Consider the following 17,676-nt stretch of genomic DNA (forward strand, 5'->3'; position numbering starts at 1 on the left):
GTCGATCGCTTGTCCCGCGGCCGCGGGCCCGGTGCTCGACGTCGTCCATCGTGCACACAGGACGGCTGGGAAGGCCAGGTTTCGTCGCGCGCCGATCGGGCGATCAGCGCTTCCAGGGATCGACGATATCGCCGGTTGCTTGCGGCCTTACCATGGAGGCCGTGGGCGCCGCGGTCGCCGACGGACGGGCCGTCGCCGCGGTCGGCTTCGCCGGGATCGGGGCGGCTGTGCCCTGGGTGCGGGGCGGCTCCTGCGCGGTCGGCGCGGGCGCCGCCGTCGCGGCCGCGGGCGCGGCGGGCGGCTCGTCGATCGCCCTGGCGGGCGCCGTCTCCGCCGGGAGGGCGCCGCCGGGAGCGTCGTCGGCGGCGGCCTGGGGCTGCTCCTCGGGCGCCGAGGCGCGCAAGGCGCGGACGCCGAGGGCGATGACGATGGGCACGAGGACCGCCGCGAGCGCGATCGCCACGCGCGCGGCCATCGAGAGCGGCTCGGACGGCTCCGCGGGCGCCTGGACCGGGGCGAGCACCTCCTCGTGCGCGCGCGGCCGTATCGACTCGTGCGCGCGCGGCCGCATCGACTCGTGCGCGCGCGGCCGTATCGACTCGTGGCGAGGCAGCTCGCCCGGGGGCGCGACGGAGACCCCGCGGCCCGGCGGATCGAGGGCGAGCTCGATGGCCTCGACGAGGTCGGCCATCGAGGAGAAGCGCTCCTCGGGGTTCTTCGCGAGGCAGCGCATGACGATCGGGCCGAACGCGCCGAGCGCGGTGGCGTCGGGCATCACCTGCTCGAGCGGCTCGGGCGACATGTACATGTGCTTGGTCAGCACGCCCATGTACGTGTCCGCCTCGAAGGGGACGCGCCCCGCGAAGCACTCGTACATGAGGACGCCGAGCGCATAGATGTCGGCGCGGGCGTCGATGCGCTTCCCCTCCGCCTGCTCCGGGCTCATGTAATGCGGCGTCCCGAACACCATGCCGATGCGCGTGAGCCGCTTGCCGCCGGTCACCTTCGCCACGCCGAAATCGAGCAGCTTGACGAACTCCTGATCGCCGTTCCGGACGAGGTACACGTTGTCGGGCTTCAGGTCGCGGTGGATGACGCCCGCGGAGTGCGCGGCCCCGAGCGCGGCGGCGCACTGGAGCATGATCTGCCCGACCCTGTCGGCCGGCAGCGTCTTCTCGGTGCGCAGCAGCGACGCGAGGGAGGTCCCGGAGAGGAACTCCATGACGAAGAACGGCAGCTCTGCCTGCCCCGTCTCGACCTCGATCGCGCCGAAGTCGCTCACCGCGACGATGTTGGGGTGGCCGATCGCCGCGGCCGCCTTGGCCTCCTGGATGAAGCGGGCGACGAGCTCGGCGTCCTGCGCGATGTCGCGCCGGAGCACCTTCAGGGCGAAGAGGCGGCCGAGCGACTTGTGGCGCACCTCGTACACCGTCCCCATCCCCCCTTCACCCACGACCGCCTGCACCTCGTAGCGGCCGTCGATGGTGCGCCCGAGCATCGGATCGGCCGATGGATTCCAGTCGGGCGCGTCGGCGAGCGGATCGCCGTCGAACGGGCAGAAGCGGGAGTCGCCGGAGAAGGTCTGCTTGCAGGTCGGGCAGCGCCGCGCGCGCGGGGTCTGCTTCGCCTTCCCCCGGCGCGCCGGCCCGTCGAAGCGCGCCGGCAGGGGTGGGAGCGCCGGCAGCGGCGGGAGCGCCGGACGCGCGTCGACGTGCGCTGGCAGTGTGTCCCCCCCGCGCGGCGGCACGTCGCTGCGGAACGGCAACTCGCTGCGCGGCGGCGCGTCGCTGCGCAGCGGCACGTCGCTGCGCGCCGGTGGCAGGTCGCTGCGCGCTGGCGGCACATCGCTGCGCGCCGCAGGCTGAGCAAATGATTCGTCTCCGTGCAGCCGCGGGATGTCTTCCCGATGGAACAGCTCGGCAGCCTCGGACTCGCCGGCGGTCATCTCGGGCTGAGCATCCCCGGCCATGCGGAGCGTCACTGGCACCCCATCGAGTCTAGCCGAAAGCGCGCTCGGTGGTTCGGATCAGATGGCGCCAGTTTGGCGACCGCGGTGGAGCGCCTCCCCGCGGGTCGCCGCGCGCGGCGGCCAGCGCCGCCTTGTAAGGACTCAGATCTCTTCGAGAATCTTCGCCTTGCGGGCCTGGAACTCCTCGTCGGTGATGAGGCCCTTGCTCTTGAGCTCCCCGAGGCGCTCCAGGCGCTGCTCGATCGACGGCGCTGCGCCGGGGGCAGCCTGCGCCGCGCCCGGGTAGCCCTGCGGCGCCCCCGGGTAGCCCTGCGGCGCGCCCGGGTAGCCCTGCGGCGCCCCCGGCTGCTGCATGTGCGGCGGCACGAACTGGGGCTGGCCCTGCGCCGCGAGCGCGGGGTTCATCGCCTGCGCCAGGCCGGCGCCGATCGCCACCTGGGCGCCCAGCCCCGCGACGCCGCTGCCGTCGCCGCCCTGCGCCATGCCCTGGCCGGCGCCCATCATCGCCTGGCCGGCGGCGTAGTTCTGCCAGTTGCCCGCCAGCTGCTGCACGTACCGCGCGTCCTGCTGGAACCGCTGATCGAGCTCGAACTGCTTCGCGCGGGCGGTGTCCTGCGCGACCCCGATGCCGCGGCGCGCCTCGCCGCGCGCCTTGTTCGCCTCGCGGAGGAGCTTCTGGTCCTCGGCCGAGAAGTTGATGTTGAAGTTGCCGATCTCGAGGATCTTGCAGCCGATCTCCTCGAGGTTCGGCGCGGATTGCACGATGCGGGCGCCGAGCTCCATGCTCATGCCGCCGAGGTTGAGCAGGCTCTTCTGCTGCTGCGCGCAGACCTGGCCGATCACGGTCTTCACGCTCATGAAGAACTTGCCCTTGATCCAGCTCAGGACGACGTCGTTGTCGCCGCTGCCGCCGCACTGCCCGTGGTACCCGACGACGAACCGCACCGGATCGACAACGACCAGCGAGAACTCACCGAAGATGCGCGGCGTCACGAACTCGTAAAGGGTGGGATCCTCCATCGACTCCAGCGGCCCGCCGAACGGCACGCCGCGGACCGGCTGCGTCTTGACGAAGAAGATCTCGGCGATGAAGACGTCCCCGCCCGTGAACTTGTTGACGAGGTTGTTCAGGAACGGGATGTTCTGGGTCTGGAGGGTGTGGCGCCCTGTGGGCAGGTAACCCATGTACCTGCCGTCCTTGAAGAAGAGGGCGCACTCATCGCTGTCGACCGTCAGCTGCGACCAGAAGGGGATGTTCTGGTCCGGGTGCTTGTAAACGATGAGATGCTTCGCCGCGTCCGGGCGCGCGATCATCATCTCGCGGACGCCGCTCTTCACGAAATCGAAAATCCCCATGTCGCGCTCCTCTTCGGTGTGCTGGGTGTGACGGATCTGCCGGTCCCCTGCCCCCCGGGACCTCGGGTTTCATTCCGGCAGACGGCGCGCAGGGTCCGCGCCGTTCGTTCTCCGTTGACGGTCGCCGCGCCTTTCAGGCACACAGCGGCCTCAGGATAGTCCGCAGATCGCAGGGCAGCAATGCCCGCCGGGAGGACCGTATGCCCGTTGCTCCGCTCGCTCTGCTAGCTCTGCTCGAGCCGCTGGCGCCATCCGAGTCATCCGAGTCATCCGAGTCATCCGAGTCACCCGCGTCGGCCGTGTCACCCGCGTCCTTCGGGATCCCGAGCTCCGCCGTGCGGCAGCTGAAGCGCTCGTCCTCCTGGCATGGGGCCGCGCTGGCGAGGGCGCCTCGATGACCGCGCCAATCGACATCAGCGCCCTCTCGGCGCCCGCGCAGAAGCTGGCGCAGCCGGGCGCGCCGCAGAAGCTCAGGGAAATGGCGGCGCGCGGCATCGCCCCCGGGCTCAAGCCGGGCGACGTCGTGACGGTGCTCGTGCTGCTCGCGTCGCGCGACGAGGAGCCGACCCGCGAGGCCGCGGAGAAGACGCTGGCGGCGCTCCCCGAGCCGCTGCTCCAGGGGGCGCTCGGCGCGGATCTGCAGCCGCCAGTCATCGATCGGCTGGCCCGCGCGTACGCGGACCGCCTCCCGGTCGTCGAGAGGCTCTGCGCGATGCCGGGCGTCGCCGCGGAGACGCTCGAGGAGCTCGCGCGGACCGGGGGCGAGGCGGTGACGGAGCTCATCGCCGTCAACGAGGAGCGGCTGCTCAAGAACCCGCGCGTCATCGAGAAGCTCTACCTCAACAAGAACACGCGGATGTCGACCGCCGACCGCCTCGTCGATCTCGCGTCCCGCAACGGGGTCGAGCTCACGGGCATCCCGGCGTGGCGCGAGGTCAGCGCCGCGATCAAGGACGAGCTCATCGCGGAGCCGTCGCCCGAGCCCACGCCGGACGACGTGCTGTTCAGCGAGACGCAGGCGCTCGCGGAGGCGCTCGCCGCGGACGAGCCGGTCGACACGCACGTCGAGGACGAGGAGGGCAAGGAGGCGATCAAGGAGCAGTACGTCCCGCTCTACAAGCGGCTCGCCGACATGACCATGTCGCAGCGGATCCGGCGGGCGATGCTCGGCTCGCGCGAGGAGCGCATGCTGCTCGTGCGCGACTCGAACCGCCTCGTGGCCAGCGCCGCCGTGCGCAGCCCGCAGATGCAGGAGGAGGAGGTCGTCCTCATCAGCCGCAACCGGAACATCTCGGACGAGGTGCTGCGGATCATCTCGACGACGCCCGAGTGGCTGAAGAGCTACACGGTGAAGCGGAACCTCGTCGAGAACCCGAGGACGCCGGTGCTCGTCGCGACGCGGCTGGTCCAGCACCTGCGCGAGTCCGATCTCCGGGGCATCGCGAAGAGCAAGAACGTGACGTCGCCGGTGAAGGACGCCGCGAGGCGGCACCTCGAGCGGCGCAAGAGCTGAACGGGGGACGAGCGATGAGCGACCTGGTCCGCTTCGGCGTGGCGATGGATCGCGCGCTGCTGGCCGAGTTCGATCGGCGCATCACCGCGCAGGGCTACGAGAACCGCTCGGAGGCGCTGCGGGATCTGGTCCGCGCGGACCTGACGCGCGCCGCGCTGGACGAGGGGGCCGAGGTGGCGGCCACGCTGACGCTCGTCTACGAGCCCGAGGTGCGGGAGCTCGTGCTGCGGATCTCCGAGCTGGAGGAGCGGCGCGCGGGGTCTCTGGTCTCCAGCCTGCTGGTCCGCCTCGACGCGGCCCGGCTGCTCCAGGTGATGGTGCTGAAGGGCCGCGGGCAGGAGCTGTCCGAGCTCGCCGGGCAGCTCGCCGGGGCCAAGGGGGTCCTGTCCTGCGCGCTCACGCCGGCCGCGGCGCTCCCGGGGGCGCCGCGCCGGTAGCGAGGGGCGGCGCGCTGATGGAGGAGGGCTCTCCAGAGCTCCTGATCTACGCGTCGTCGCCGGGGCTGTCGGCCACTTTGACCGTGGTCTTGGGCGGGTCGACGATGAACGTCACGAGGCGCTCCTTGGCCTCGAACTCCTGCCGGTAGATCACGGCCGAGCGCTTGTACTTGAAGGGGCCCACGCGCACCCGGTGCCAGAGGCCGCGGCCCTTGACGTACGCCGGCTCGACGTACGCCTTGTGCCCGCGCCGGCGCAGGGCCGCCGCGAAGTTCTCGGCGTCGGTGGGGTCCTTGAACGAGCTCACCTGGAGCTGGTAGCTGCCAGGCCCCCCCCGCTCGGTCTCGGGCCCCTCCTCGCGCGACACGTGACGGGCCATCGCGGTGAGCGTGTCGTTCGGGGCGACCTCGCCTCCGGGACGCCCGAGCACGTGCTGCGCCGGCAGCGGGACCACGGGCAGCCGGTCCGCGGCAGGCGGCGGGACGGGCTCCGCGGCGGGCGCCTCGGCGGAGGTGGCCGCCTTGGCCGCCCGCGGATCGCGCACGGCCTCGAGCGCGGTCGTCGGGTGCTCCGCGTCCGAGAGGACCGCGGGGAAGGTCACGTCCTCCCCGATCGTGGCAGGGCGCGGGGCCGGCTTCACGCCGGCCGGGTGGGCGCGCGCGACCAGATCGCCGAGCGGATCGGCGGTGACCGGCCGCTCGCGGTGCGGGGCGCGCAGGAGCGCCACCGCCGCGAAGACGATGCACGCCCCGCCGAGCGAGGCCAGCACCAGCGCGCCCGCGCGCGACGGGCGAGCCCCGGGATCCTCTTCCTGGATCTCCTCGAGGTTCCGCACCGCCCCGGTGTCCATGCTCTCGCCCTTGCTGCGCCTCATGCGTCCTCCTCGCCCCGTCTACCCTGCCCGGACGGCGACCCACAACTTTCGTGTGCTACTTTATCCTACATCTTCCGGATAGGTCCGGTGGCTGGACGAGCGCTCTCGGGCGAGCGCGCGCTTCGGCGGGGCTGGGCAGCCTCGCATGCGCGGCGCGCGCGGAGAAAGTTCTCGGCTGGCGCCGGGCGCGCGCTGGCCGACCGATCCCCGCGGGCTTCGTCCGCGGTGAGCCGTCTCGCGGCGCTGCCGTGACTCAAGGGGGCCGATCGGGTCACGAGGCGGCAGGAGGCGTTCGGTCATTCCCAGCGGAGCCCCACGATCACGGAGCCACCGCCGGAGCCTCCACGCATGAAGGTCGTCCTGATCGCCGATCGCCGGTCGGGCCCGATCATGGCCCGGGTCTATGCCGAGCTCGCCACGCTCGGATTCACCGTGGTGGTCGTGGCAGCCGCCGTGACCTCAGCGCAGACCATCTTGACGCCGGGCGCGTCGGCGCGCGGCGTGGAGGACCCGATGAAGATCACGGCTACGAAGCTCTGGGCTTGTCGACGGCCTTCGCGTCCGCACAGGCCGCGTGCGGCGACCGCCATGTCGATCCGATCGTGGAAGTCCACCTGGCGACCACCGTCGAGGGGACCACCGAAGGGCCGTGGGCTGCCTGCGTTTCCTCCGGGGACGAGGGCAACTTCGCCCTCCCCCACCTTTGTCCGGATCCCGAACCGAGCGGTGAAGAGCGCAGGTGCAGGGTGGCGTACATCGCCGAGCGACAAGACGATGGATCGACGTGGTGCGATGTGGCGGCGCAATGCAACTACGAGTGCGAAACGGCGGAGGACTGCCCGCGGCCGCCGAGCGGCACCGCCACGCCGGTGTGCAACTCGGTCTGCGAGTTGCCCTGCGACGAGAACACCACGTGCCCGAGCGGCATGGAGTGCTGGCACATGTTCCACGGGCCTGGCCTCCGGGACGAACAGGGCTTCTGCATGTGGAAGTACGAATGTGACTGAAGGTCGAGGTCGACGAACCTGGCCAATCCATCTCGGTCTGCCCGCGGACCCGCGCGGCGACACGCAACCGCGATGACGGTTTCGGTCTCGCGACGAGAGCTTCCCCTCAACGCATCATTCATCATGCGCCGGCTCCCGCGAGCCGCCGCGGAGGATTCGATCCATCGGAGCGCCACCGACGCGCTATGACTCGGCCCCATGGACCACCCCGACACCACGGCGCGCCCTCCCGGCGCTCGGCCTGCCCTCCGCGCAGCGACGGATCCCGCGGCGCCCCGAGACGGCTCGTCGCAGGCCGGCGCGGCTCCGCGTGACGCGGACGCGGCGCGCGGCCACCACGGCGGCAAGGCCGCGCTCGCCCTGGCCGCGCTCGGGGTCGTCTTCGGCGATATCGGCACGAGCCCGCTCTACGCGCTCAAGGAGTGCGTGAGCGCGACGCACGGCGTCCCGCCGACGCCCGACAACGTCCTCGGGCTGCTCTCGCTCCTCTTCTGGTCGCTGATGATGGTGGTCACGGTCAAGTACGTCACCTTCATCACGCGGGCCGACAACGACGGTGAGGGCGGCATCCTCGCCCTGCTCGCGCTGGTGCCGGAGCGGCTGCGCGCCAGCGGGACGCGGGGCGTCGGGTGGCTCGCCGGGCTCGTGGTGCTCGGCGCCGCGCTCCTCTACGGCGACGGGGTCATCACGCCCGCCATCTCGGTGCTGAGCGCCATGGAGGGGCTCGAGGTGGCGACGAGCGGGCTCAAGCCGTTCGTCGTGCCGCTCACCTGCGCGATCCTCGTCGGGCTCTTCAGCGTGCAGCGCTGGGGGACGGCGCGCGTCGGCAAGGTCTTCGGCCCCGTCATGGTCCTCTGGTTCACCGCGCTCGCCGTGCTCGGGCTCGTGTTCATCGCCAGGAACCCGGCGGTGCTCGCCGCGCTGAACCCCGTGTACGCGGCGCGCTTCTTCGCCGCCCACGGTTTCCATGGGGTCGCGATCCTCGGGTCGGTCGTCCTCGTCATCACGGGGGGCGAGGCGCTCTACGCGGACATGGGGCACTTCGGGCGCGGCCCGATCCGGCTCGCCTGGTACGCCGCCGCGCTCCCGGCGCTCGTGCTCAACTACTTCGGCCAGGGGGCCCTCCTGCTGCAGGAGCCCGAGGCCGCCGCGAACCCGTTCTTCGCGATGGTGCCGAAGGGCCCCCTCACCTACGCGCTGGTCGCGCTCGCCGCCATGGCCACCGTGATCGCGTCGCAGGCGCTGATCTCGGGCGCCTACTCGCTCACGCACCAGGCGATCCAGCTCGGGTACCTGCCGCGGACCCAGGTGCGCCACACCTCGAGCGAGGCCGCGGGGCAGATCTACATCCCCCTGACGAACTGGGCCCTCGCGGCCGGGTGCCTCGCGCTCGTGCTGATCTTCCAGCAGTCGAGCCGGCTGGCCGCGGCGTACGGCATCGCGGTGACCGGCACGATGGGGATCACGTCGATCGTCTTCTTCGTCGTGATGCGGCACACGTGGCGAGCCCCGCTCGCGAAGGCGCTGCCGCTGCTGATCCTGTTCCTCTCGTTCGATCTGCCGTTCTTCGGGGCCAACCTGATCAAGTTCCTCGACGGCGGGTACGTGCCGGCGGTCATCGCCGCGGTCCTGTTCGCCATGATGGTGATCTGGAAGCGAGGCCGCGCGATCCTCGCCGAGCGCTTCACGCGGGCGGCCCCCTCGGCCTCTGCCTTCGTGCGCGATCTCGACGCGAAGTGCCGCGCGCGGGTCCCCGGCACGGCGGTCTTCCTGAGCGCGCGCGCGGGCAAGACGCCTTACGCGCTGACGCACCACCTCAAGCACAACAAGGTGCTCCACGAGACGGTGGTGATCTTGACCGTCGTGACGGAGCACGTCCCGCGGGTCGCCGACAGGGATCGTCTCGACGTGACGAGCCTCGACAAGGGGGTTCACCAGGTCGTCATCCGATCGGGCTTCATGCAGTCGACCGACGTGCCGGCCCTCTTGCGGCGGGCCGCGGCGGCGCACGCGCTGCCCATCGATTTCGCGGACGTGGCGTATTACCTCGGCCGCGAGACGATCCTCGCCACCGACAGGGGCCGGATGGGCAGGATCACGGAGACGATCTTCGCGGTGATGGCGCGGAACGCCGGCGCCGTGCCCGACTACTTCAGGCTGCCGCCGGAGCGGGTGGTGGAGATCGGCGTGCAGGTCGACCTGTAGCGGGCGGTGGAGATCGGCGCGCGGCGCGATCGGCCCACCTCCGCTGGGCTTTCGCGCGCTCGAGGCGCTATGACTCGGCCCTCATGAAGATCCCGCTCCTGGGCCGTGTCCTTCCCGCGCTCGGCCTGTCGCTCCTCGGCTGCGCGGAAGGGCCGCGGACGCTCACGGTCGAGGTCGTGCCGGGGCACGAGGCGACCGCGTTCCAGGACGACCCGCCTGTCGCCCGGATCGAGGTGACCGCGACGGCGGCCGAGGGAGACGTCACCGTGTCGGCGGCGGCGGCGCCGGGCGGCGAGCTCGATTTCGGCGAGATCCCGGCCGAGCGGGCGTACACGTTCGATGTGCGCGGCCTCGACGCGGGCGGCGCGACCGTGGTGCGGGGGCGCTCCGCGGCGGGCATCTACCTCGCCGCGGTGACGGGCGACGTGCTGCCGCTCTTCGCCCAGCGGACCGGCCGGTGGGCGCGGCCGCCGGGCGAGCTCGCGGCGTCGCGCATCGGCGCGCCCGGGGCGGCGCTCGCGGAGCGCTACCTGATCCTCACCGGCGGGGCCGCGGCCGGGGGCGCCGCGGCGGGCAGCGTCGACCCGGCGCGGCTCGACGCGTACGACCTCGCCGCGTGGGGCGGGAGCGCCTCCAGCGGCGCGCTCCCGCGGGCGGCGCGGTCGCTCGTGGTGCGGGGAGACCTGCTGCTCACCCTGGACGACGAGGGCGCAAGCTGGACCGACGTCGCGGCGGGGCAGAGCGCCGAGGCGTCGCTGCCCGAGGGGCTCGGCTCGTTCGCGGAGGTGGCGGGCGGCCGGACGGTCGAGGCCTCGGACGGGCGCTCGTTCGTGGTCGGCGCGACGCGCGCGGGCGCGGCCGCGGGAGCGCCGGGCGCGCCTTCGGACAAGGTGCTCGTCGTCGGCGCGGACGGGGCGCTCTCGGTGGCGAAGCTCCGCCTTGCGCGGGCCGGCGCCGCGGCCGTGTGGGTGGAAGGTCTGGGCCTGGTCGTCGCGGGCGGGAGCGCGGACGGCGCGGGGCTGGAGGTGCTCGGCGACGGCGCGACCGAGTTCTCGCCGAGGCCGTTTCCGCCGGACGCCTCCGAGGGGGCGGGCGCCGCGGTGACCGGTCCCGGGGAGATCGCGCTCGTCGGCGGGGTCCAGGGCGGCGCCGCGGCGCCCACGCGGCGGCTCGCGCCGGGGTGCGCCGCGACCTGCGCGGCGGTGGAGGTCGAGGGCGCCGCGCTGACCGCGGCCATCGGGGGCGTCGCCGCGTTCGCGCTGCCCGGCGGGCGCATCCTCGCGGTGGGCTCCGAGGCGGGCGAGGACGGGCTGACGCGGAGCTTCATCGTCGACGTCGCGGCGGCGCAGGTCGAGGAGCTGCCGCTTCGGGAGCCGCGGCGGGGCGCGGCCGTGGTGCCCGCGCCGAACGGGACGCTCGCGCTGCTCGGCGGGGTCCACGCGGATGGGACGCCGGCGCTGACGATCGAGACGTTCTTCCCGGAGTGAGCGGTCCGCCGGAGGGTGCGGCGCTTTCAGGACGATCTCGCGGGCGCTGCGCAGGGCTCGCTCGATCGCCCTCGCGCAGCTCTTCCCGGCGCGGCCCGTCGGCGCGGACAGCAACCGGCGCGAGGGGCCCTCGCGGGCGGCGCCGCCGTCAGCGGGCGGGCTGCCCGGCCGGCGGCTTCGCGCTGTGGGCTTGCATCCAGCCGCGGACGCAGCGGAAGCCGACGTCGGCGTTCTTCGCGCTGGCGAACATGAAGTGGCGCGCCGCGGCCCGCAGCCGGTTCTTCGCGACCACCCGCCACGAACCGCCGCGGAGCACGCGCCCGTAGCCGATGGAAGGCCCGACCGGATTGCTCACCGGACCCTCGACGGCCTGGTAATCGCCGTACCAGTCCCAGCACCACTCCCAGACGTTGCCCGCCATATCGAGGATCCCGAACGGCGACGCCCCCTTCGGGTAGTACCCCACGGGGCTGGGTCCGGCCCGCATGGCGAGCACCGGGCTCTTGATGCGCGTGTCGCTCCAGGCGAGCTGGTCCGATGGCGGCTCATCACCCCACGGATACATGCGTCCGCGGGTCCCCCGCGCCGCGTACTCCCACTCTGCCTCGGTGGGGAGCCGATAGCCGTTCGCCTCGCGATTCCAGATCACGCCCTCTCCTTCGAGCTGGTACGCGGGCCCGAACCCTCGTAGCGCGGACAGACGGTTGCAGAACTCGATCGCGTCCCACCAGTTGACGTTGTTCACCGGGAGCTCGTCGCTCGCGGGAAGCCCCGGGTTCGTGCCCATCACCTCGCGGTAGAGCCGCTGCGTCGTCGGATAGACGCCCATCCTGAACGCCGCGACCAGCACCTGCCGCCGCGGGCGCTCATCGGGCTTCGCCGACACGTCGTCGTCCGCGCTGCCCATCCAGAAACGCCCGCCCACGATCACGGCCATCTCGATCTTGGGCGCGCTCCCGGCGCGGCCGGCGTCATCCTCGGCGTCCACGGCGCGGGCCACGATCGCCCCCGGGCTCCCCGCCGGCGCGGTGAAGGCCGCGGATCCGACGGCAGGGATCCCGGTCGCCGGCGTCGCCGTGGCGGAGGGCACCACCGCCACGGGCGGCGCGGCCGGAGGGGAATCGGACGGGCCGCGCCGCGGCTGCAGCGCGCCCCGCGGCCGGCTCGCGATGCTCAGCGCCGCGCAGAGGTCGTCGACGCTGGCGTACCGCTTCTCGCGCTTCCACGCGACGGCCTGCTCCAGGACGGCCTTGACCGTGCCGTCGCACGAGAGCTCCCGCAGGAACGCCGCCCGGTCGTGCACCGCCTCGGCCGGCAGCTGGGCGCCGTGAAAGCAGAAGAGCGCGGTCATCCCGAGGCCGTACACGTCGGCCCGCGCGTCGGCGTCCTGGGGCCGGTCCATCGACTCGGGCGCGCTGTACACGTACGTGCCGAGCGCCCCCGTCCGCGTCCCGCCGGTCGTGTCCGCCGCCGCGACCAGGTCGAAGTCCGTGAGCCGCGGCTCGCCCGACGGCTCGAGCAGGATGTTCGCCGGCTTCACGTCGCGGTGCACGAGGCCCTTCGCGTGCGCCGCGCGCAGCGCCTCGCCGACGCGCAGGACGAGGGGGATCACCTGCGCTGCCGGGAGGCGCTGCTGGAGGACCGCCTGGTGCAGGTCGCCGCCGCTGACGAACTCCATGACGAAGAAGTGGAAGCCGCCGTCCTCGCCGTGCGGCTCGATCACGCGCACGACGCCGGGGTGATCGAGCCCCGCCATGCGCTGGGCCCCCCGGAAGAAGCGCTCGCGCCGGATCGCGTCCTCCGCGAGGCTCGAGTGCAGCACCTTGATGGCGACGACGTGGCCCTGCTCGTCGTCGCGCGCGCGCCACACGTTCGCGAAGCCGCCTCGCCCGACACGATCGAGGAGCAGGTACCTGCCGCGCTGCCCCAGCCTGTCGCCGGCGCGGAGCTGGCCTCCCTCGCGCAGCTGCCGCCGGAGCTCCAGGACCTCGCGTTGCGCCTCGGCGGTGTCGCCGCCTGCGAGCTGCAGCGCCCCGAGCCGCACGCGCGCGCGCTCCAGCTCCTGGGCGAGCCTGCGGGTCTCGGCGTCCGGGTAGATCGGCCTGTGGCTCTGCGCGCGCGGGCGCTTCTTGTCGCTCTTCTCGTTCTTCTCGAGCGCGGCGCGGATGCCGAGCGCGACGTCGGTCCAGGCCTCGTCGCGATCGGCCCGGCCCTGGATGGGGCGCTCGTTGTCGGGCAACGCCGCGAGGTGACCGAACGGCGCGCCCTTCCAGTCGCACGCCCTGAGCAGGATCGGGATGACGCGCGCCGAGCCGGCCGCGTGGCGAGCCATTGCGCGCTCCATCTCGACGTCCCAGCAGGACGGCGAGGCGATGAAATCCGCGCTGACGAGCAGCAAGATGAGCTGCGCCGCCTCGAGGCGCTCGCGCACCTCTTCCTCCCATCGGGCGCCGGCCTCGAGCTCCCGGTCGTGCCACGCCCGCAGGATTCCCTGTCGCTGCATGGGCGCCAGGTGCGAAACGAGCTCCCGGAGAGCGGCTTCATCCCTGCGCGCATAGGAGATGAATACGTCGATGGGCTTCTGCACGGTCGTCCGAGGTGCCAGCCGGGAAGGCGCGTGGTGCGACGAGTCGACCAGGGGAATCTACTAGGAAGAGCAAACGACCTCTTGGAAGTCAAGCCCATCGTCGCGCCCGCGCGGTTGTCTCGCACCGGTTCGCACGGTTCGCACGGCTCGCACGGTTCCCACGTCTCGCACAGTCCTCGCGGGATCGTACGGCTCGCCCCGACCCGAGTCCCTGGAATTGACTCTCAACGTAACCGCCCTGGCCTGGCCGACGGCACTCTCTCCGAGCTGCCTTCTCGCGCACCGAGCGGCAGCGCCCCCCACAGCTCGTGTCGCCGCGTGTTGCCCTCCAGGTTCCATGCAGTTCCTGGCGGGCGGCCACGCCGTGAACCTGCCTGATCAAAGGACAACCGACCGTCCGGTCGGCCATCGATCGGCCATTGATCGGCCGGTCAGACTCGCCCGCGGCTCATCCACCGCCGCCGTGATGACAGCTTCGCAAAATGTTGCGAGCGATGTAGATGCGACGCAGTCGATGCAGACCGCGCAAACAATGCAATTCGCAAAATCTTGCGGCCAATGCGGGCGTGACGCAGTTGTTGCAGACCACGCAAACAATTGCAAAGAACGTCAACGATGAACGAGCTGCCGGGAGCCGGCATCCCATGTCCGAACCACGGAATCGTCGTCTTCACGACTTGACATGCATGCGTGAGCGGCGGACCATGGATGGATATTTGTCTTGGGCTTTTGCAGCGACTCACGCCGCACCTCGCCTCGTACCCAGCGCTCATGACCGTGGGGCTACACGACACTGGCCTTGCGCGCGGCGAAGCCTTGCGCGGCGGACCACAACGTCTGTCACGGAGAATCTTTGTATGAGAGATAAAATGAAAATACTCAGCGCCCTGTGCGCTGGTCTGGCGAGCGCCCTCGCGGCCTCGTGCGGCGCCGATCCCGGCGGCGCGGGCGACGACGGCGACGAGAGCGTGGCGCGCGCCGCGCAGGAACTATCGACCGAAGGACAGGTGTGCACCACCGTCCAGCGCGGCGCCGGACCAGCGGGCGTGGATGACGTCGTGCTCTGGCAGAACGCGCCGACGTGGAACGACGGCGCGAACGTGGCGCTCAGCTCGGGGACGAGCGCGAGCGGCGGGATCCGGCGCAGCTTGCTCCGGTTCGACCTCTCCGGCCTCCCATCGAACGCCGAGGTCGTGTCGGCGAACCTGTCGCTCTCGCAGATCTACAAGGCGGACACCAGCACGGTCCGCGTCCACCGCGTCACGAGCGCCTGGGCGGAGTCCACCGCGACCTGGGGGAGCTTCGGAGAGTCCTTCGATCCAGCGATCGTCGCGTCGTTCACCGGCGGCGGGGCGGCGGGCGTCCGCTCCTCCGACCTCACCGCGCTCGCGCGCGCGTGGGTGAGCGGCGAGGCCGAGAACCACGGCGTCCTCATCGAGGAAGACCCGGTCGTGAGGAGCGAGTTCAAGAGCAGCGAGCGGCCGGAGATCGCGAGCCGGCCGAAGCTCGACGTCTGCTACGTCACGTGCGACGACGGGATCCAGAACGGCAGCGAGAACGGCGTCGATTGCGGCGGCCCGTGCGCGCCCTGCGGCGGCGAGTCGTTCGAGGGGCCGCCGGGCGGGAGCCCCGTCGACCTCGAGGGCACCGGCGCGGCCTATGGCTGGTCGGTCGGTGATCTCGACGAGCTGCCGGAGTCCATCGCGCGGCAGGGCACGAACGAGCCGTGCACGACCGGCGAGGACTGCCAGTTCGACCAGCACTGCGACAACCCCGCGCAGGGCGCGTGCGCCCACGATCCGTGCGCGACGGGTGACTCGCTGCTGTCGACGTGCAGCGGCTGCGTGACGAAGGTCTGCGACGCCAACCCGAACTGCTGCACGCCGACGGCCGTACCGGGGGATTGCGGGCACGACGCCTGCGTGGCGGCTCCCGGCGCCGCGACCAACATGAACACGACCTGCGGCGACGCGTGCATCGCGACCATCTGCGCGAACCATCCGCGCTGCTGCGAGATCACGTGCAGCACGACGGCGCAGTGCACTGCGATCATCGGCACGGGCAGCACCTGCGTCTTCCCAGGCCGCTGCACAGCACCCAGCGGCGTATGTCCCCCGGGAACCATCCTGTCAGGCGGCAGGTGCACGGGGATCTGGAGCGCGACCTGCGCGGGTTATGTCGCCACGGAGTGCGCCCCCAAGACGTGCAGCTCGGTCACCCCGCAATGGGACGCGAGTTGCGTCGCCCTGGCCGGATCGTTGTGCGGCTCCAGCTGCGAGACCGATCCGGGCTGCGCGCACGACAAGTGTTACACCGGGGAGCGTCTGAACGCAGGGTGCGACTCGTGCGTGTCGCAGGTCTGCGATGTGTCGCCGAGCTGCTGCGCGCCGGGCGGTGCGTGGACACAGAGCTGCGTCGACCTCGTGGAGAGCGTCTGCGGAGAGACCTGCCCGCAGCAGGGGCTCTGCAATGCCTACCTGCCGGGCGAGACGAACCCCGAATGCTCTCTCCCGGACCTCACGATCGGCGTGCCCTGCGGCGGGACGATCCCCGTCTGCAACCGCGGCACCATCCCGGCCCCGGCGGGAATCGCCATCCACCGGTATGCTTCCACCGCCAACCAGCTGCCATCCTCCGCCCCGAGCCGGGTCCTGAACGCGTGCAACCCGACGGGCGGCACCCTCGCCTGCACAACGGCGCAGCCGATCGCCCCGGGTGAGTGCATCAGCGTGGCAGGCTGCACCGGCGTCACCGACGGGATGGAGCTCATCGTCAATCCCCCTGGCGCGGGGCAGATCGCCGAATGCCAGTGCGGCAACAACGGGAGCGTCTATCAATCGGGCGAGTGCGGGTCGCCCGCCTGCACCGCCACGGCCAGCGCCACGCAGGTCAGGCCGGTCACCCTGTTCGTGGCGCTCGATCGATCCACCTCGATGCGGCAGACGCTGTCGGGGGTGGACGTGAGCGCGGATCGATGGATTCCGGCGACGAACGCGCTGAAGTCCTTCTTCCAGGATCCGGCGTCGGCGGGGCTCGGTGTCGCGTTCCGGTTCTGGCCGCACGACAACCCGGGCCCGTGCAACGAGACCCCTTCCTGTCCGCCTGCCGGCGGCGGCGGCTGTGCGCTGCCGCTCGTCCCGTTCAACGGCGCCGCGGCCGACAGGTTGACCGAGGAGTCTGCGGCGATGGGGGACCAGCAAGAGATAAAGCTCATGCAGGCCTTCATCAACTTCCCGACGCCCAACGGCGAAACGCCGATGTACCCGGCGCTGGACGGCGCCACGACCTGGGCGATCAACTACAAGAACACCCACCCCGAGGAGGAGGTCGCCGTCGTGTTCATCACCGACGGCATCCCGTCGAGCTGCAACACCGTCCCCAACGCGATCGGAAACCTGGCGCGAAACGCCTTCGTGAACCACGGCGTTCGCGTGCACGCGGTGGGCTTCGGCAACTCGAACGCGGAGCTCATCAACCTCATCGCGGCTCAAGGCGGAGGGCAGGCGCACAACCTCAGCGCCGGCTCGACGCTGCAAGGTAACCTCCTCAATGCGCTGGTCTCGATCCGCGGAGAGGCGCTGCCCTGCGACGTCGCCGTCCCCCTCGCGGGCGTCTCGGATCCCGCGTCGGTGTCCGTCGTCTACGAGAACGCCGCCGGCGTGGAGACGACGCTCACGCCCCGGGCCGGGGTCGGCAGCTGCGGCGCGGGGGGCTGGTACTTCGATTCCGGAAACACGCGCGTGAAGCTCTGCCCGGAGACCTGCTCCATCGTCCGCGAGAACCCGGGCGGCAAGGTCCAGGCGACCGTCCCGTGCGCTGCCGAGGCCCTCTCGCCCATCACCACGAGCTGGGAGCGCTACCACGGCGTCTGCCCGCCGGGGACCAAGGCCCGGTGGGAATACCTCACGTACAGGACGACCACTCCGGGCGACTCGAGCGTCGAGTTCTTCGTGCGATCGGCCGACGACACCGCCGATCTCGGCGCAGCGGCCGTGACGCTCGCCGCGACCGCCCACGTCACGCCGGCCGATACCCAGGTGTGCGACGGCACCTCGACGCCGTCGTGCGCCGTCGATCTCGGCGCGCTGCCGGGAGCGCGAGCGGATTACCTCGAGCTCCAGGTGACGCTGAATCCGACGAGCGACGGCGCGGGCGGAGTCCAGGTGCAGGACTGGGAGATCGGGTATTCGTGTCCTGACGTGGAATGATCCCGGACACGTTCGCGATCCCTCCGGTGTCGG

General features: G+C 71.8%; 12 protein-coding genes. 7 read left to right on the forward strand and 5 right to left on the reverse strand.

All coding sequences use genetic code 11. The features are described from left to right. Positions 1 to 103 precede the first annotated feature (103 nt). Both WMF12_RS19490 and WMF12_RS19495 read right to left on the reverse strand, forming a co-directional pair. Positions 104 to 1,987: a protein kinase domain-containing protein gene (locus WMF12_RS19490; protein WP_437873051.1), complete on the reverse strand. Its 1,884-nt coding sequence runs from the start codon at positions 1,985 to 1,987 to the stop codon at positions 104 to 106. 123 nt (positions 1,988 to 2,110) lie between these two features. Continuing rightward, positions 2,111 to 3,325: an SPFH domain-containing protein gene (locus WMF12_RS19495; protein ID WP_437873052.1), complete on the reverse strand. Its 1,215-nt coding sequence runs from the start codon at positions 3,323 to 3,325 to the stop codon at positions 2,111 to 2,113. A gap of 394 nt (positions 3,326 to 3,719) precedes the next feature. On the opposite strand from WMF12_RS19495, the gene WMF12_RS19500 reads away from it, so the two are divergent. Together WMF12_RS19500 and nikR are read left to right on the forward strand one after the other, a co-directional pair. Next, entirely contained in the window at positions 3,720 to 4,838 is a 1,119-nt protein-coding gene (locus WMF12_RS19500) for a hypothetical protein (RefSeq protein WP_437747148.1), read from the forward strand. A gap of 14 nt (positions 4,839 to 4,852) precedes the next feature. Beyond that, positions 4,853 to 5,275, forward strand: a complete 423-nt coding sequence (gene nikR, locus WMF12_RS19505) for a nickel-responsive transcriptional regulator NikR (protein WP_437873053.1) — start codon at positions 4,853 to 4,855, stop codon at positions 5,273 to 5,275. A gap of 46 nt (positions 5,276 to 5,321) precedes the next feature. On the opposite strand, the gene WMF12_RS19510 is transcribed toward nikR, so the two are convergent. After that, positions 5,322 to 6,149 (reverse strand): SPOR domain-containing protein, encoded by an 828-nt coding sequence (locus WMF12_RS19510; RefSeq protein ID WP_437873054.1) that lies wholly within the window; start codon positions 6,147 to 6,149, stop codon positions 5,322 to 5,324. 401 nt (positions 6,150 to 6,550) lie between these two features. Further along, positions 6,551 to 6,763: a hypothetical protein gene (locus tag WMF12_RS19515; RefSeq protein ID WP_437873055.1), complete on the reverse strand. Its 213-nt coding sequence runs from the start codon at positions 6,761 to 6,763 to the stop codon at positions 6,551 to 6,553. On the opposite strand from WMF12_RS19515, the gene WMF12_RS19520 reads away from it, so the two are divergent. From WMF12_RS19520 to WMF12_RS19530, 3 genes are all read left to right on the forward strand, one after another. Further along, the gene (locus tag WMF12_RS19520) at positions 6,752 to 7,156 is read left to right on the forward strand and encodes a hypothetical protein (RefSeq protein WP_437873056.1); all 405 of its coding nucleotides are present in this window, start codon (positions 6,752 to 6,754) and stop codon (positions 7,154 to 7,156) included. The genes WMF12_RS19515 and WMF12_RS19520 overlap by 12 nt on opposite strands. 198 nt (positions 7,157 to 7,354) lie before the next feature. Next, on the forward strand, positions 7,355 to 9,361 hold the full coding sequence (locus tag WMF12_RS19525; protein WP_437873057.1) for a potassium transporter Kup: 2,007 nt from the start codon (positions 7,355 to 7,357) through the stop codon (positions 9,359 to 9,361). A gap of 83 nt (positions 9,362 to 9,444) precedes the next feature. Further along, the gene (locus WMF12_RS19530) at positions 9,445 to 10,848 is read left to right on the forward strand and encodes a hypothetical protein (protein WP_437873058.1); all 1,404 of its coding nucleotides are present in this window, start codon (positions 9,445 to 9,447) and stop codon (positions 10,846 to 10,848) included. Between the two features lie 148 nt (positions 10,849 to 10,996). Here the strand turns inward: WMF12_RS19530 and WMF12_RS19535 are convergent, their stop codons facing one another. Then, entirely contained in the window at positions 10,997 to 13,435 is a 2,439-nt protein-coding gene (locus WMF12_RS19535) for an SUMF1/EgtB/PvdO family nonheme iron enzyme (protein WP_437873059.1), read from the reverse strand. Positions 13,436 to 13,772: 337 nt separating this feature from the next. Between WMF12_RS19535 and WMF12_RS19540 the strand changes: the two genes are divergently transcribed. Together WMF12_RS19540 and WMF12_RS19545 are read left to right on the forward strand one after the other, a co-directional pair. Then, positions 13,773 to 14,054 carry a hypothetical protein gene (locus WMF12_RS19540; protein WP_437873060.1) on the forward strand — a complete coding sequence of 94 codons (282 nt, stop codon included), beginning with the start codon at positions 13,773 to 13,775 and terminating at the stop codon, positions 14,052 to 14,054. A gap of 250 nt (positions 14,055 to 14,304) precedes the next feature. Next, positions 14,305 to 17,643, forward strand: coding sequence for a DNRLRE domain-containing protein (locus tag WMF12_RS19545; RefSeq protein ID WP_437873061.1), 3,339 nt, complete (start codon positions 14,305 to 14,307; stop codon positions 17,641 to 17,643). The last annotated feature ends 33 nt before the right edge of the window (positions 17,644 to 17,676 follow it).

The organism is Sorangium sp. So ce363, assembly GCF_051520435.1.
GTDB lineage: Bacteria > Myxococcota_A > Polyangia > Polyangiales > Polyangiaceae > Sorangium > Sorangium cellulosum_B.

What these genes read in the sequence shown, in the direction of transcription:
- WMF12_RS19500 (WP_437747148.1), top strand. Translation starts at nt 3,720, where the DNA reads ATGACCGCGCCAATCGACATCAGCGCCCTCTCGGCGCCCGCGCAGAAG.
- WMF12_RS19530 (WP_437873058.1), top strand. Translation starts at nt 9,445, where the DNA reads ATGAAGATCCCGCTCCTGGGCCGTGTCCTTCCCGCGCTCGGCCTGTCG.
- nikR (WP_437873053.1), top strand. Translation starts at nt 4,853, where the DNA reads ATGAGCGACCTGGTCCGCTTCGGCGTGGCGATGGATCGCGCGCTGCTG.
- WMF12_RS19540 (WP_437873060.1), top strand. Translation starts at nt 13,773, where the DNA reads ATGCAGTTCCTGGCGGGCGGCCACGCCGTGAACCTGCCTGATCAAAGG.
- WMF12_RS19495 (WP_437873052.1), bottom strand. Translation starts at nt 3,325, where the DNA reads ATGGGGATTTTCGATTTCGTGAAGAGCGGCGTCCGCGAGATGATGATC.
- WMF12_RS19525 (WP_437873057.1), top strand. Translation starts at nt 7,355, where the DNA reads ATGGACCACCCCGACACCACGGCGCGCCCTCCCGGCGCTCGGCCTGCC.
- WMF12_RS19510 (WP_437873054.1), bottom strand. Translation starts at nt 6,149, where the DNA reads ATGAGGCGCAGCAAGGGCGAGAGCATGGACACCGGGGCGGTGCGGAAC.
- WMF12_RS19545 (WP_437873061.1), top strand. Translation starts at nt 14,305, where the DNA reads ATGAAAATACTCAGCGCCCTGTGCGCTGGTCTGGCGAGCGCCCTCGCG.